At 65.0% G+C, this 14,267-nt stretch carries 14 protein-coding genes; 13 read left to right on the forward strand and 1 reads right to left on the reverse strand.

Going from position 1 to position 14,267, the window contains the following annotated elements:
* From AC16JP_RS09370 to AC16JP_RS09380, 3 genes are all read left to right on the forward strand, one after another.
* Window positions 1–1,178: helix-hairpin-helix domain-containing protein (locus tag AC16JP_RS09370; protein WP_484340348.1), on the forward strand; the 1,178-nt coding region annotated here is incomplete at its 5' end.
* Window positions 1,179–1,239: 61 nt separating this feature from the next.
* Window positions 1,240–1,761 carry a DUF1993 domain-containing protein gene (locus AC16JP_RS09375; protein WP_484340349.1) on the forward strand — a complete coding sequence of 174 codons (522 nt, stop codon included), beginning with the start codon at window positions 1,240–1,242 and terminating at the stop codon, window positions 1,759–1,761.
* On the forward strand, window positions 1,758–2,390 hold the full coding sequence (locus tag AC16JP_RS09380; RefSeq protein WP_484340350.1) for a lysoplasmalogenase family protein: 633 nt from the start codon (window positions 1,758–1,760) through the stop codon (window positions 2,388–2,390). The genes AC16JP_RS09375 and AC16JP_RS09380 overlap by 4 nt, the downstream gene beginning before the upstream one ends.
* Here the strand turns inward: AC16JP_RS09380 and AC16JP_RS09385 are convergent.
* Window positions 2,361–3,641: an NRAMP family divalent metal transporter gene (locus AC16JP_RS09385; protein WP_484340351.1), complete on the reverse strand. Its 1,281-nt coding sequence runs from the start codon at window positions 3,639–3,641 to the stop codon at window positions 2,361–2,363. The two genes, AC16JP_RS09380 and AC16JP_RS09385, sit on opposite strands and share 30 nt — an antisense overlap.
* Window positions 3,642–3,804: 163 nt before the next feature.
* On the opposite strand from AC16JP_RS09385, the gene rpsB reads away from it, so the two are divergent.
* From rpsB to AC16JP_RS09435, 10 genes are all read left to right on the forward strand, one after another.
* The gene (rpsB, locus tag AC16JP_RS09390; RefSeq protein ID WP_484340352.1) at window positions 3,805–4,560 is read left to right on the forward strand and encodes a 30S ribosomal protein S2; all 756 of its coding nucleotides are present in this window, start codon (window positions 3,805–3,807) and stop codon (window positions 4,558–4,560) included.
* Between the two features lie 102 nt (window positions 4,561–4,662).
* Window positions 4,663–5,592 (forward strand): translation elongation factor Ts, encoded by a 930-nt coding sequence (gene tsf, locus AC16JP_RS09395; protein ID WP_484340353.1) that lies wholly within the window; start codon window positions 4,663–4,665, stop codon window positions 5,590–5,592.
* Between the two features lie 115 nt (window positions 5,593–5,707).
* Complete coding sequence (pyrH, locus tag AC16JP_RS09400) at window positions 5,708–6,436, forward strand: UMP kinase (protein WP_484340354.1); 729 nt, start codon at window positions 5,708–5,710, stop codon at window positions 6,434–6,436.
* Window positions 6,437–6,489: 53 nt separating this feature from the next.
* Window positions 6,490–7,059 carry a ribosome recycling factor gene (gene frr / locus AC16JP_RS09405; RefSeq protein WP_484340355.1) on the forward strand — a complete coding sequence of 190 codons (570 nt, stop codon included), beginning with the start codon at window positions 6,490–6,492 and terminating at the stop codon, window positions 7,057–7,059.
* Window positions 7,060–7,160: 101 nt separating this feature from the next.
* Window positions 7,161–7,829, forward strand: a complete 669-nt coding sequence (uppS, locus tag AC16JP_RS09410) for a polyprenyl diphosphate synthase (RefSeq protein ID WP_484340397.1) — start codon at window positions 7,161–7,163, stop codon at window positions 7,827–7,829.
* Window positions 7,816–8,652, forward strand: coding sequence for a phosphatidate cytidylyltransferase (locus tag AC16JP_RS09415; protein WP_484340356.1), 837 nt, complete (start codon window positions 7,816–7,818; stop codon window positions 8,650–8,652). The genes uppS and AC16JP_RS09415 overlap by 14 nt, the downstream gene beginning before the upstream one ends.
* A complete protein-coding gene (dxr, locus tag AC16JP_RS09420) occupies window positions 8,649–9,830 on the forward strand; it encodes a 1-deoxy-D-xylulose-5-phosphate reductoisomerase (protein ID WP_484340357.1) in 1,182 nt (393 codons plus the stop codon). Before AC16JP_RS09415 ends, dxr begins: the two co-directional genes overlap by 4 nt.
* Window positions 9,831–9,840: 10 nt before the next feature.
* The gene (rseP, locus tag AC16JP_RS09425) at window positions 9,841–10,983 is read left to right on the forward strand and encodes an RIP metalloprotease RseP (protein WP_484340358.1); all 1,143 of its coding nucleotides are present in this window, start codon (window positions 9,841–9,843) and stop codon (window positions 10,981–10,983) included.
* A 68-nt stretch (window positions 10,984–11,051) separates the two neighbouring features.
* A complete protein-coding gene (gene bamA / locus AC16JP_RS09430) occupies window positions 11,052–13,661 on the forward strand; it encodes an outer membrane protein assembly factor BamA (protein WP_484340359.1) in 2,610 nt (869 codons plus the stop codon).
* Window positions 13,661–14,254: an OmpH/Skp family outer membrane protein gene (locus AC16JP_RS09435; protein ID WP_484340360.1), complete on the forward strand. Its 594-nt coding sequence runs from the start codon at window positions 13,661–13,663 to the stop codon at window positions 14,252–14,254. The genes bamA and AC16JP_RS09435 overlap by 1 nt, the downstream gene beginning before the upstream one ends.
* The last annotated feature ends 13 nt before the right edge of the window (window positions 14,255–14,267 follow it).

The raw sequence follows: 14,267 nt of genomic DNA on the forward strand, positions 1-14,267 counted from the left end.
CCGCATTCTATGCCGGTTCGATGGCCTATGACATCCACCTGACCGACAAGCTGGCGGTCTTCGTCGACGACATGCGGCGCCTGGACATGGTTCTGCTTGGCCCCTGCATCAACATGAGCGACGCCGACTTCACGTTGGCCGACCACGAGGGGCGGATAGCGGTTCGTTATGCGCTTGGTGCGCTGAAGGGTGTCGGCGAAGGTGCGATGGACGATATCGTCGCCGAACGGCGCGCCAACGGGACGTTCCGCAGCATCGAGGATTTCGTCAACCGGATCGATCCGCGCGCATTGAACCGCCGGCAGATGGAGGCGCTGGCGGCTGCGGGCGCATTCGATTGTTTCGGTGTTGATCGTACAACCGTGCATGCCGCAGCCGAACTGCTGATGGCGGCGGCGACCCGCGCCGCCGAATCCCGGGCGACGGGGCAGGGCGGCCTGTTCGGTGGCGACAGCGCTGCAGAGCCGGTGCCGTTGGCGGACGCCAGACCATGGTCGCCGGGCGAACGGCTGGGCCACGAACGCGATGCCTTCGGCTTCTGGTTTTCCGGGCATCCGGTTGAAACCCACGCGACCGTGCTGGCGGCCATGGCGGTCGAATCTTCGACGCAGGCGCTGGCACGGCGCGCACCGGCCGGAACGCGCACTTCGGCCCGGATGGCGGGCCTCGTCGAGGATGTTCGCTGGCGGGTGCCGCAGGGAAAAGGCCCCGACAGGCGATACATGCTGGCCGATCTTACCGATCAGGCGGGAAAATGGGGCGCGAGCTGCTTCAACGCCGAAGCGCAGGCGCAACTGGAAGCGGCGCAGGCCGCCGGCGACGCGCTGCTGCTGGACGTGGAATTGCAGTGGCGCGAGGGCGACGAAAGCCCACGGCTGGCAATTCAGGGCGCGCGGTCGCTGGCGGCGCTGGCAGCGACGACGCGGGCAAGACTGTCGATTGAGCTGGCGGCAGGCGCTGGCGCGGCGCTGGCCGAGGAACTGGCGGCGTTCCTGCCACGCGGCGGCCGTTCCGAAGCAGAGGCGAGGCTGCCGCTGGCAGGCGGCGGCGAGGCGGTAATCCGGCTGGGCAGCGATTTTCTGCTGGGGGCGGGCGTCGACATGGAGATCGGCGCGCTGGCGGGGGTGCGGTCGGCGACGATTTCCGCATTGGGCGCATCGTTGCGGCTGGTTGCCTGACGGGCTTGCCGAGCAGTCGGCGACAAGCCTAGACATGGTTTGCAACAACGGGAGAATTGGAATGCCGGTCACGCTTTATGATGCCTTTGTGCCGACGGTTCGGCAGATTGTCGGATCGGTTTCCGCGACCCTTGGCAAAGCGGAAAAATGGTGTGCGGCAACCGGCGCCAGCGAAGTGGATGTGGCGCACGCCTGCATTCACGACACGATGCTGCCCTTCACATTCCAGATCAAATCGGTGGCACACCACAGCCTCGGCGCGATCGAGGCAGTGCGCACCGGCAGTTTCGATGCCTTCGGCGGTGAAATGCCCGACACGCTGGCCGGTATGAAGGACCTGCTGGCGCGGACGGAAAAAGGCTTGGCGGCCGTTACCGCCGACGAACTGGAAGCCGCGATCGGTCGCGTGACCGTATTCGAGATGCGCGAGACGAAGATTCCGTTCACGGCCGAGAATTTCCTGCTGTCGTTCTCGCAGCCGAATTTCTTTTTCCACGCGGCAACCGCCTACGACATCCTGCGCGCCAAGGGCGTGGAACTCGGCAAGCGTGACTTCCTCGGCCAACTGCGCGTGAAGGTGTGAAGGCGCCGCTGCTGTTTCTGGCGGCTCTGGTCGCCGGCGTCAGCTATATGGCGGGCTGGGATCTGAACCTGCCCGACTGGGCGGCGATCGCCTGGAAGGGGGCGGGCGTCGGGCTGCTGGCAGCCTGGGCCGCCCGCCAGGGCGACAGCACCGACCACCGGCTGCTGGCCTTGGTGCTGACGCTTGGGGCAGCGGCCGACATGGTGCTGGAAGTGGCGTTTGCGGCGGGCGCTGCGGTGTTCGCCGTCGGGCATGTGGTGGCGATCCTGCTGTACCTGCGCAATCGCCGCCCCGGCACCGGCCTGCAACAGGCGGCGGCCGGGCTGGCCTTCGTCGTTGGAAACATGGCGTTCGCCTATCTTCTGGCCAGCCGTGAATGGGCACCCGGCGTGGCCGTCTATACGCTGTTCCTGGCTTCGATGGTGGCGGCTGCCCTCATGTCGCGCTTTGCGATGGCGGCGTTCGGGGCGTTGCTGTTTCTTGCGTCGGATCTGCTGATCTTTGCCGAGATGGACAGCCTGTCGGGGGTCGCCTGGTCGGGCTATGCGATCTGGAGCCTGTATTTTGCCGGTCAGGCGCTGATCGCCTGGGGGGTTTCCTCAGGGTTGCGGGATGAACCCGCCCGTTAGCGCCATGGCAACGACGGCCGCAGTCATCACCGCTGTTGCCGCCCAGCCCCACATCGCCAGCGGCCGGGAAATGGTCAGGTGGCCCATCACCTTGCGCCGGGTTGCAACCACCATCATCGCGGCCATGATCGGAACCGCGACAACGCCATTCAGCACCGCGCTCCAGAACAGGGCCTTGATCGGATCGAGGGCCGACCACTGGATCATCACACCGACCAGCGTCGCCGTCATGATGACGCCGTAAAAGCCCAGCGCTTCCCAAGGTTTGTGTTCCAGCCCGGATTTCCAGCCCTGCGATTCGCCCACCGCATAGGCGGCCGAACCGGCCAGCACGGGAACCGCCAGCAGGCCGGTGCCGATGATGCCGACGCTGAACAGGAAAAAGGCATAGTCTCCGGCGATCGGCCTGAGAGCGTTCGCCGCATCGGTCGCAGTCTGGATGTCGAATTTGCCATGTGCGTGCAGGGTGGTTGCCGTGGCGATGATGATCGCCATCGACACCAGATTGGAGATCGCCATCCCGGCCAGCGTGTCGAACCGGATGCGGCGGTATTCCGCCCGCGCCGGAGCGACGTCGCGGACGAGGGGCGTTTCCTTGTGCCGGCCCATTTCCTCGACTTCCTGCGCGCTCTGCCAGAAGAACAGGTAGGGGCTGATCGTCGTGCCGAACAAGGCGACGATCATCGTCAGCGCGCCGGTGCCCGGAATGCGCGGCACCAGCAGCCCGCCTGCCACCTGCGCCCAATCGACCTTCACCAGAAACAGCACGCCGAAATAGGCGAACAGGCTTAGCGTCAGCCATTTCAGAAAGCTGGCGTAGCGTGGGTAGGGCACGAACAGTTGTAGCGTTAACGAAAGGATGGTGAAGCCGATCGTCATCCAGCGTGCGGGAAGCCCGGTGATCAGCCGCGCCACGTCTCCCATCACTGCAAGGTCGGCGGCGATATTGAAGGTGTTGGCGATGAACAGCAGCACCACCAGCCCCAGCATCAGCGGGCGCGGCAGGACTTCTGCCATGTTCGCCGCCAGCCCGCGCCCCGTTACCCGGCCGATCCGGGCGCTGACCGTCTGCACCGCCGACATCAGCGGGTAGCAGAGCAGCATCGTCCACAACAGCATGAAGCCATAGCGGGCGCCTGCCTGCGAATAGGTGGCGATGCCGGATGGATCGTCGTCGGCGGCGCCGGTAATCAGGCCGGGGCCAAGCTGGCGGAGGCTGGCGGACATACGCAGGCGGCGGGCAAGGCGCATCCCGTTCCTTGTGCGCCCGTCGCCGGGCCTGTGCAATCTTGACTTTCGCGGGCCCGGGCTTTAGGGCCGCCAGCCATCCCACACGCGAGGGGAAACCTTCCGGTGCCCGTGCCACATGCCGGGCTTACCTTCGCGGCGGAGCAACCGGTTAGGAGACAAGACCATGACGACACCTGACGTGTCGATGCAGGCGCTGCTGGAAGCTGGCGCGCATTTCGGCCACCAGACCCACCGCTGGAACCCGAAGATGAAGCCCTACATCTTCGGTGAGCGCAACGGCGTTCACATTCTCGACCTTTCGCAGACCGTGCCGCTGTTTTCGCGCGCGCTGGATTTCGTGCGCGCCACTGCGGCAGCGGGCGGCAAGGTGCTGTTCGTCGGCACCAAGCGCCAGGCGCAGGAACCGGTGGCCGACGCCGCCCGTCGTTCGGGCCAGTATTACGTCAACCATCGCTGGCTGGGCGGCATGCTCACCAACTGGAAGACGATCTCTGCCTCGATCCGGCGCTACAAGACGCTGGAAGAGCAGCTTTCGGGCGACACGCACGGCTTCACCAAGAAGGAAGTGCTGAAGATGACCCGCGAGCGCGACAAGTTCGAAGCGTCGCTGGGCGGCATCCGCGACATGAACGGCCTGCCTGACCTGATGTTCGTGGTCGACGTGAACAAGGAAGAACTGGCCATCAAGGAAGCCAATGTGCTTGGCATCCCGGTGATCGCCATTCTGGATTCCAACACCGATCCGTCGAACATCGCCTTCCCGGTGCCCGGCAACGACGACGCCAGCCGCGCCATCCAGCTTTACTGCGATGCGGTGGCCGACGCCGTGCTTTCCGGCAAGCAGGGCCGCATGGCCGACCTCGGTGTCGACCTCGGCGCCCAGGCCGAGCCGGAAGCGGACGCCGCACTGGGCGCCTGATCAGCCCCGGATCATCGCGGCGCCCGCCGTTCGGGTGCCGCCTGCTGACCTGAAGGGGCCGCGCGGTGCGTGGTCCCCTTCCCTACATGAAGGAGCCAAGCCATGGCCAACATCACCGCTGCTCTCGTCAAGGAGCTTCGCGACCTGACCGGTGCGGGCATGATGGACGCGAAGAAGGCGCTCGTCGAAGTCGAGGGTGAAATCGAAAAGGCGATCGACTGGCTGCGCGCCAAGGGTCTTGCCTCGGCCGCCAAAAAGGCAAGCCGCACCGCAGCCGAAGGACTGGTCGGCGTAGCCGTTTCCGGCAATCGCGGCGCAGTCGTCGAAGTGAACGCCGAAACCGACTTCGTTGCCAAGAACGCGCAATTTCAGGGCTTCGTTCGCGAAATCGCCGAACTGGCGCTGGAAAAGGGCGGCAATGTCGACGACCTGCTGGCCGCGGCCTATCCCGCCGGCGGCGGCAGCGTGCAGGACGTGCTGACCCACAACATCGCCACCATCGGCGAGCAGCAGGTGCTGCGTCGCGCCGAAGTGCTGGAAGCAACCGGCATCGTTGCGTCGTATGTGCATAACGCTGCGGCCTCGGGCCTTGGCAAGATCGGCGTGCTGGTCGCGATCGACAGCGACATCGCCGACAAGGACGCGCTGATGACGATCGGCAAGCAGGTGGCGATGCATGTGGCCGCCGCCAACCCGCTGGCGCTTTCGATCGAGCACATCGACCCCGCCCTCCTCGAGCGCGAGCGCGCGATCGCGGCTGAAAAGGCCGCCGGTTCCGGCAAGCCTGCCGATATCATCGAAAAGATGGTCGACGGCGCAGTGAAGAAGTTCGCCGGCGAACAAGCGCTGCTGAGCCAGGTGTTCGTGATCGACGGCAAGTCGAAGGTGGCCGACTTCATTGCCTCGGAAGCGAAGCGTCTGTCGGGCAACCTGATGGTGGCGAAGTTCGTTCGCTTCCAGCTTGGCGAGGGCATCGAGAAGGCCGAGTCCGACTTTGCCGCCGAAGTAGCGGCGGCGGCCGGCACTGCCTGACGCGAACGCCGCGCCAAAGGCACGACCTGCGGCGCGGCGCCGCCTTCGGGCTTGAGGCCGGAGGCCGGGGCGGCTAAGCCCCGGAGCCAGCGACCCCAACAACCAAAGGCAAAACATGTCCAGCCCGCCCTTCAAGCGTATCCTGTTGAAGCTGTCGGGCGAGGCGGCGATGGGTGATCAGGCGTTCGGGATCGATCCCGCCACCGTCGCCCGTGTGGCCGGCGAAGTCCGTGCAGCCAAGGCGCAGGGACTGGAACTCTGCCTCGTCATCGGAGGTGGCAACATCTTTCGCGGCATGGCGGGCGCTGCCAAGGGAATGGACCGCGCAACCGCCGATTACATGGGCATGCTGGCAACCGTGATGAACGCGCTTGCCATGCAGGATGCGCTGGAACAGCTTGGCGTTGAAACCCGCGTGATGTCGGCCATTCCGATGGCTTCGGTCTGCGAGCCATATATCCGCCGCCGCGCCGAACGGCATCTGGAAAAGGGCCGGGTGGTGATCTTCGCGGCCGGAACCGGCAGCCCCTATTTCACAACAGACACCGGCGCTGCACTCAGGGCCGCCGAAATGCGCTGCGATGCGCTGTTCAAGGGAACATCGGTCGACGGCGTCTATGATCGCGATCCCAAGGGCAGCCCGGAAGCGGTGCGCTATGATCGCATCGGCTTTGGCCGCGTGCTGGCCGACAATCTGAAAGTGATGGATGCCGCCGCCATCGCGCTTTGCCGCGACAACCGCATCCCGATCGTGGTTTTCAATATCCGCGAGGAAGGCAATCTGGCACGGGTGCTGTCGGGCACGGGAGTGTCGACGACAGTCGGAGACGACGCCCGCGCCTGACGGGCACTTGCGAAGCGGGCGGCGCACGCCCACAAGGTTTCGAGGAAATTGACATGGCTGATTTCGACGCGAACGCCACTAAATCCGATCTGGAGCGCCGCATGAAGGGCGCAGTGGAAACGCTGAAGAACGATCTTGGTGGGCTGCGCACCGGCCGCGCCTCGACGACGCTGCTCGATCCGGTGACGGTCGAGGTGTATGGCGCCAACATACCGCTCAATCAGGTCGCGACCGTGACGGCGCCCGAGCCGCGGATGCTGGCGGTGCAGGTGTGGGACAAGTCGAACGTGCAGCCGGTGGAAAAGGCGATTCGTTCGGCCGGCCTCGGGCTGAACCCGATCTCGGAAGGGCAGACGCTGCGGCTGCCCATCCCCGACCTGACGGAAGAACGCCGCCGTGAACTGGCGAAACTGGCAACCCAGTATGCCGAGAAGGCGCGGGTGGCGATCCGCAACGTCCGGCGCGACGGCAACGACGTGCTGAAAACCGCCGAGAAAAAGGGCCAGATCAGCCAGGACGAACTGAAGCGTCTGGAAGGCGATGTGCAGAAGCTGACCGACAAGGCCATCGCCGACGTCGATCAGGCTGCGACGACCAAGGAAAAGGAAATTCTCGGCAAGTGAAGTGGCCCGGTTCCGCGCGCCCGGCGGCGCAGCCTGAAAGCCCGGCCGCCCGTGGCGAACTGTCGCCCGTCGATGGCGGGCCGCGCCATGTTGCCATCATCATGGACGGGAACGGCCGCTGGGCGAAGGCCCGGCGGCTGCCACGGGTGGCGGGGCATCGCGCCGGGGTCGATGCCGTGCGCCGGATCGTGCGGGCTGCCCCCCGGCTGGGCATCGAAACACTGACGCTCTACGCATTTTCGTCCGAAAACTGGAGCAGGCCCGCCGACGAAGTCTCGGACCTGATGAGCCTGCTTCGCCATCATCTGCTGGCCGAACTTGAGGAACTGCACGCGAACGGCGCCCGTCTGGGGCTGATCGGCGACTGGCGTTCGCTGAAGGGCGACGTGGTGGAGCGGCTGGAAAACGCCCTTGCGGCGACCAGCGGAAACAGCCGTTTCCGGCTGGTGGTGGCGCTGAATTACGGCGGGCAGGATGAGCTGGCGCGGGCGATGCGGTCGATCGGCGAGCGCATCGCAGCAGGTGCAGTGGCCCCGCGGGATATCGATCCGGCGCTGATCGGCGGCTGCCTCGACACCGCAGACCTGCCTCCGGTCGATCTGATCATCCGCACATCGGGCGAACAGCGGCTGTCGAATTTCCTGCTGTGGCAGGCGGCTTATGCCGAACTGTGGTTCACGCCGACCTTATGGCCCGATTTCGACGAAGATACGCTGCGCGAGGCCGCCGAGGCCTTCGCATCGCGGGAGCGCCGCTATGGCGGACGCTGAGCAACCGGCTGCGAAAAAATCCGACCTCTGGCCGCGCGTCGCCGTCGGTGTGCTGCTGGCGGCGGTGGCGCTTGGCAACATCTGGATGGGCGGGCTGGCGTTTTCGGCGATGATCGCGCTGGGCGTGGTGATGATCCTTTGGGAATGGGCGGCGATGCACGCGGTCGGCAAGCCTTGGCGCCTTGTCGCCGCCGCCGTGTTGCTTGCCGTTTCCGCCATCACACATTGGGGCGAGCCGCGCATTGCAATCGGCGCGCTGATCTCGGCGGCGTTGCTGCTGATGCTGCTGGCGGGCAGGCGTGGCGGCGGCTGGCTGGGTTCTGGCTTGCTGTATGCCGGGCTGCCGGCCGTCGCGCTGATCGCGATGCGCCAGCAGCACGATGGGCTTGATCTGGTGCTGTGGGCGATGGGCCTCGTATGGGCGACCGACATTCTGGCCTATTTCACCGGGCGCGCGATCGGCGGGCCAAGGATCTGGCCTGCCGCCAGCCCGAACAAGACATGGGCCGGGCTGATCGGCGGCATGATCGGGGCCGGGCTGTTTTCCGCTGCCTTCGCCGTATGGCGCGACTGGGAACAGACGTGGACGCTGATGCTGATTCTGGGGGCGCTGCTGGCGGTCGTCGCGCAGTCGGGCGATTTCTTTGAAAGCTGGCTGAAGCGGCGTGCGGGCGTCAAGGATTCCGGCAAGCTGCTGCCGGGCCACGGCGGCATCATGGACCGGGTGGACGGGCTGGTTCCCGTCGCCTGCCTCGTTGGTTTGTGGGCCGTCACCCGGCCGCCGGTGCAGTGGGTGCTGTGGCAACAGGGGTGGCTTGCGTGAAACGTCTGACGATCCTGGGGGCGACCGGGTCGATCGGCGCTTCGACGCTGGACCTGGTGGCCCGCAACCCCGAACGGTTCGAAATCGTCGCGCTGACGGCGGGGCGTGACTGGCAGAAGCTGGCCGAACTTGCACGAAAGCATCGCGCAAGGGCTGCGGTCATTGCCGATGAAACGGCGCTTCAATCCTTGTTCGACGCGCTTGCCGGTAGCGGCATCGCCGTCGCGGCTGGTGCTGCGGCCGTCGAGGATGCGGCCCGCATGGAGGCCGATCTGGTGGTGGCCGCGATCGTCGGCGCCGCCGGCTTGCCGCCGACGCTCGCCGCCCTCGAGGAAGGAACGTCGGTCGCGCTCGCCAACAAGGAGGCGCTGGTCTGCGCAGGCAGCCTGATGACGGGTGTCGCGCAGCGGACGGGGGCGTCGCTGCTTCCCGTCGACAGCGAGCACAACGCCGTCTTTCAGGTGCTCGAAAGCCGCGAGCGGGTGTCGCGCGTGGTGCTTACTGCGTCGGGCGGGCCGTTCCGCACATGGACGAAGGCGGAAATGGAAGCCGTGACTCCGGCACAGGCGGTCCGCCACCCGACATGGTCGATGGGCGCGAAGATTTCCGTCGATTCGGCGACGCTGATGAACAAGGGGCTGGAGCTGATCGAAGCGCTGCACCTGTTCGGCCTGAAGCCCGAACAGCTTGGCGTGCTGGTGCACCCGCAAAGCCTGGTGCACGGCCTTGTCGAATATGTCGACGGGTCGGTGCTGGCGCAGCTTGGGCCGGCCGACATGCGCGTGCCGATCGCCCATGCGCTGGCGTGGCCCGAACGGATCGCGACGCCGGCGCAGAAGCTGAACCTTGCCGCAGTCGGACGCCTTGAGTTCGAGGAGCCGGACCGCGATCGGTTTCCGGCGCTGGCGCTGGCGGAACAGGCGCTGGCGCAGGGAAGGTGCCGCCCCTGCGTGCTGAACGCCGCCAACGAGGTGGCGGTAGCTGCGTTCCTGGACGAGCGGCTGCCGTTCCTTGCCATCACCGACATCGTTGCTGAAACACTGGCGGCGCTGCGGCCGTTCAGCCCGGAGACGCTTGCGGACGTGGCTGCCGCCGACAGCGAGGCACGTTCACGCGCGCTACACTTTGTTGAACTTAACCATAAATCCCGATTTGCGGGGAGCAGGCTGGCGGGATAATCGTTTCAACATGGAAACACTGGCATCTCCGGGCCTGCTTTACACCGTCGCAGTTTTTGCGATCGTCATCGGCCTTCTCGTTTTTGTGCACGAATTCGGCCATTACGGCGTGGCGCGGCTGTTCGGAATCCGGGTGGAAACCTTCGCTGTTGGTTTCGGTCCTGAAATAATCGGCTGGACGGATGGCAACGGCACTCGGTGGAAACTGGGCGCGATCCCGATGGGTGGCTACGCCAAGTTCGCCGGCGACGCCAATGGCGCCAGCCAGCCCGACCCGTCGCTGGCTGATCGCATAGCGCCCGAAGATCGCGCCGACCTGTTCCACTTCAGGCCGCTGTGGCAGCGGGCGCTGGTGGTCGCTGCGGGGCCTGCCATCAATTTCCTGTTCGCGATCCTGATCTTCACCGTCTTTTTCATGACTTATGGGCACCAGATCACGCCGCCGGTGATCGGGCAGGTGATGCCTGGATCCCCCGCGCAACAGGCCGGGCTGCAACCGGGCGACCGGATGCTGGCGGTCGGCGGCGCCAGCGTCGAACGGTTCGAGGACGTGGCGCGAGTCATCACCATCAATCCGGGAACGCCGCTCGAGATCGAGGTCGAGCGCGGGGCGCAGATGAAGACAATTGCCGTCACCCCGAAAGTGGTGGAGAGCGAGGATCGCTTCGGCAACGAGTTCCGGCATGGCGTGCTGGGCGTGGCGTCGGGCGATCTGGTGGTCGTCAGGCACGGGCCGGTGCAGGCGCTGCGCTGGGCCGTCGTCGAGACGATCGACACCACCCGCATGATGTGGGACACGATTCTGCAGGTGATCACCGGGCACCGCAACGTTGCCGAACTGGGCGGGCCGGTGAAAATCGCCCAGTTTTCAGGGCAGAGCGCGACGATGGGGCTGCCGGCGCTGATCAGTTTCATCGCGCTGGTGTCGATAAACCTCGGGTTCATCAACCTGCTGCCAATCCCGATGCTGGACGGAGGGCATCTGTTCCTCTACGCGCTTGAAGGAATCCGGCGTCGACCGCTCGATCCGAGGGTGCAGGAATGGGCGTTCATGTCGGGATTTGCGCTGCTGATGTCGTTGATGCTCTTCCTCACGTGGAATGATCTGCAATCGATCGGACTGTGGGAACGGCTTGCAAGCGTCGTCAGCTGACTTCGTAGCAGGAAACCGGGTTTAACGTGACGATCAATAAGGTGGCAGCGGGCCAAGGCCCGGACAGGATGACCATGCTCCGGCGCGCGGCCCTGCTGCCGATGCTGCTTGCGTCGGTGGCTGTCGCGGTGACGCCGGCCCTGGCGCAGGCGGCTGCCCAAAGTCCGGTCCAGAATCCGAATCCTGCACAGGCAGCGGCACCGGCGGCGGCGCAGCCTGCGCCCGCAGAGGCCGCGCGCGTGCTGCGCTCGCTGAACATCGTCGGCAACGAGCGGCTCGAGGCCGACACCGTCCGCACCTACATCGACCTGCGTGTCGGTGAAACATACGACCGCGTCCGCCTCGATCGCGCGCTGAAGGATCTGTTCGAGACCGAGCTGTTCGCCGATGTGCAGATCCGCGACGACGGCGACGGCAACATCACCATCCAGGTGCGCGAAAACCCGGTGATCAACCGGGTGATCATCGAAGGCGCCAAGCGCATCAAGGAAGACAAGATCCGTGGCGAGATCAAGGTTGCGCCACGGCAGATTTATACACGCTCGCGGGTGCGCGCCGATGTGGCCCGCATCCTCGAACTTTATCGTCGCGGCGGCCGGTTCTCTGCCAAGATCGAGCCGAAGATCGTCCAGCTCGAACAGAACCGCGTGGACCTGATCTTCGAGATTTCGGAAGGCCCGAAATCGAAGGTCCGCCAGATCAACATCATCGGCAACGACCATTTCTCGGACAAGAAGCTGCGCGGAGAAATGGCGACGCAGCAGGCACGGCTGACACGGCTGTTCTCGTCGCGCGACACCTATGACCCGGACCGGCTGGCCTATGACCAGCAGAAGCTGCGGCAATTTTACCTGACCGAAGGCTATGCCGATTTCCGCGTGGTTTCGTCGGTTGCCGAACTGACGCCCGACAAGCGCGACTTCATCGTGACCTATGTGGTCGAGGAAGGCGACCGCTACAAGTTCGGCAAGGTGGACCTGCAAAGCGACATCCGCGACGTGCAGGCGGACGATTTCCGCAAGCTGCTGCCGATGAAGGAAGGCGACTGGTATAACGCCAAGCAGGTCGAAGACACCATCGACAGCCTGACCGAAGCCGTCGGCCTCCTGGGCTATGCCTTTGCCGACGTCCGCCCCAACTTCGAGCGCGACAAGGACAAGCGCGAGATGGGGATCAACTTCGTGATCAACGAAGCCCCGCGCGTCTATGTCGAATCGGTCACCATCAACGGCAATACCCGCACCCGCGACGAAGTGATCCGCCGCGAATTCCGTCTGGCCGAAGGCGATGCGTTCAACTCGGTCAAGGTGAAGCGCTCGCGCGACCGTATCCAGAGCCTCGGGTTCTTCCAGGAAAAGCTGGAAGTGAAGCAGACGCCGGGCACCGCGCCCGACAAGGTTGCGCTGCAGATCGACGTCGAGGAACGCCCGACCGGGTCGTTGCAGGTGTCGGCGGGCTTCTCGTCGATCGAGCATTTCATCTTCAGCTTCTCGATCGAGCAGCGGAACTTCCGTGGCCGGGCGCAACAACTGAACCTGTCGGCGAATATCAGCTCCTATTCGAAGTCGGTCGAAGTGGGCTTCATGGAGCCGTATCTGTTCGACCGGAACCTTGCACTTGGTTTCAATATTTTCCGCCGCGATTACAACAGCTTCACCTACAACAACGATGGCAATCGCTCGACCACCTACGAACAGGTGACGACGGGCTTCCAGTTGCGGGTTGGCACGGCGCTGAATGAATATTGGCAGGCGCAACTGCGGTATGGCCTGTCGATCGACAATGTGACGCTGAACAAGGACGCGTTCTTCTCGGCGGATCCGGTGACCGGCGAACTGGTCTGCGACCCGCTGAAAGCCGGGCGCTACCTGTGCGACGCGCTGGGCCGGTTCACCACTTCGTCGATCGGTTACAGCCTCGTCAACGACACGCTGGACAACCGCCTGCGGCCGACGCGCGGGCAGCGCTTCGTGATCAATCAGGATCTGGCTGGCCTTGGCGGGTCGGTCCGGTATCTGCGCTCGCGCGTCAACTACGACCGCTACTGGCGTCTGCCGGCGGGCTTCGTGCTGAATCTGGGTGGCGAGGCCGGGAATATCATCGGTCTCGGCCAGGATGTCCGCCTGACCGACCGCTTCTTCCTTGGCGAACCCTATCTTCGCGGCTTCGGCATTCGCGGCGTCGGGCCGCGCGTGATCCGCAAATACCGCAAGGGCGAGCAGGTGGGTTACGACGACCCGCTGGTCGAGGACCGCCAGAGCTGGAGCGACGATTCGATCGGCGGCAAGTTCATGTATCGGGCCAAAGCCGAAGTGGAAATTCCGCTTGGCTCGGGCGGCCGTGAAATGGGCCTCAGGCCGTCGGTGTTCGTCGATGTCGGTGCGCTCTGGAACGTCAAGTTCCCGCACCTCATCGATCAGCCGACGACGAAGACGCCGCAACTCGATTCCAGCGGCAATCCGATCAAGGATTCCGATGGCAACATCGTCTACAACACCAGCATCGGCTTCAAGGAATTCGCCTATGGCAACAGTGCCAGCCCGCGCGTTTCGGTCGGTGTCGGCGTGTCGTGGAACTCGCCCTTCGGTCCGTTCCGCTTCGACCTCGCAAAGGTGCTGAAGAAGGTCGAGGGCGACAACACCCAGGTATTCCAGTTCAACGTAGGGACCCAATTCTGATGACAAGCATGCTCAAGACCGCTTCTGCCGCCATTGCTCTGGCGTTTGCCGCCGCCCCGGCGGTTGCCCAACAACTGTCGCCGCCGGTGATCGTGATCGTCGACATGGACCGCATCGTGAACGACAGCGCCGCCGGCAAGACTGCTGGCACCGAGATTCAGGGCAAGATCACCGGCCTGCAGGCCCGCGCCAGCACGCTGCAGACACAACTGAAGACCGAGGCCGACGCCATTCAGTCCGGGCAGGCGAACAAGTCGCTGACTGGTCCGGCGCTGGAACAGCGCGCGCAGGCGTTCGGCCAGCGGCAGCAGCAGGCGCAGCAGGAACTCGGCCGTCTCGAAGGCGATATCCAGGCGTCGCGGCAATATGTGATCCGCCAGATCACCGACGCGGCAAACCCGATCATCACGCAGGTGATGCGCGAGCGTGGCGCTTCGATCGCGCTCGCCGAAGGCGCGACGCTGCAGCACACGGCGTCGATCGACGTGACGAACGACGTCATCACCCGCCTGAACACTTCGCTGCCGCGCGTTTCGACGACGCCGCCCGCGCAACCGGCCCAGCCGGCAGCAGCGGCGCCGCGCAAGCAGTAAGCGGCCGACCTTG

This window comes from Sandaracinobacteroides sp., assembly GCF_057137845.1.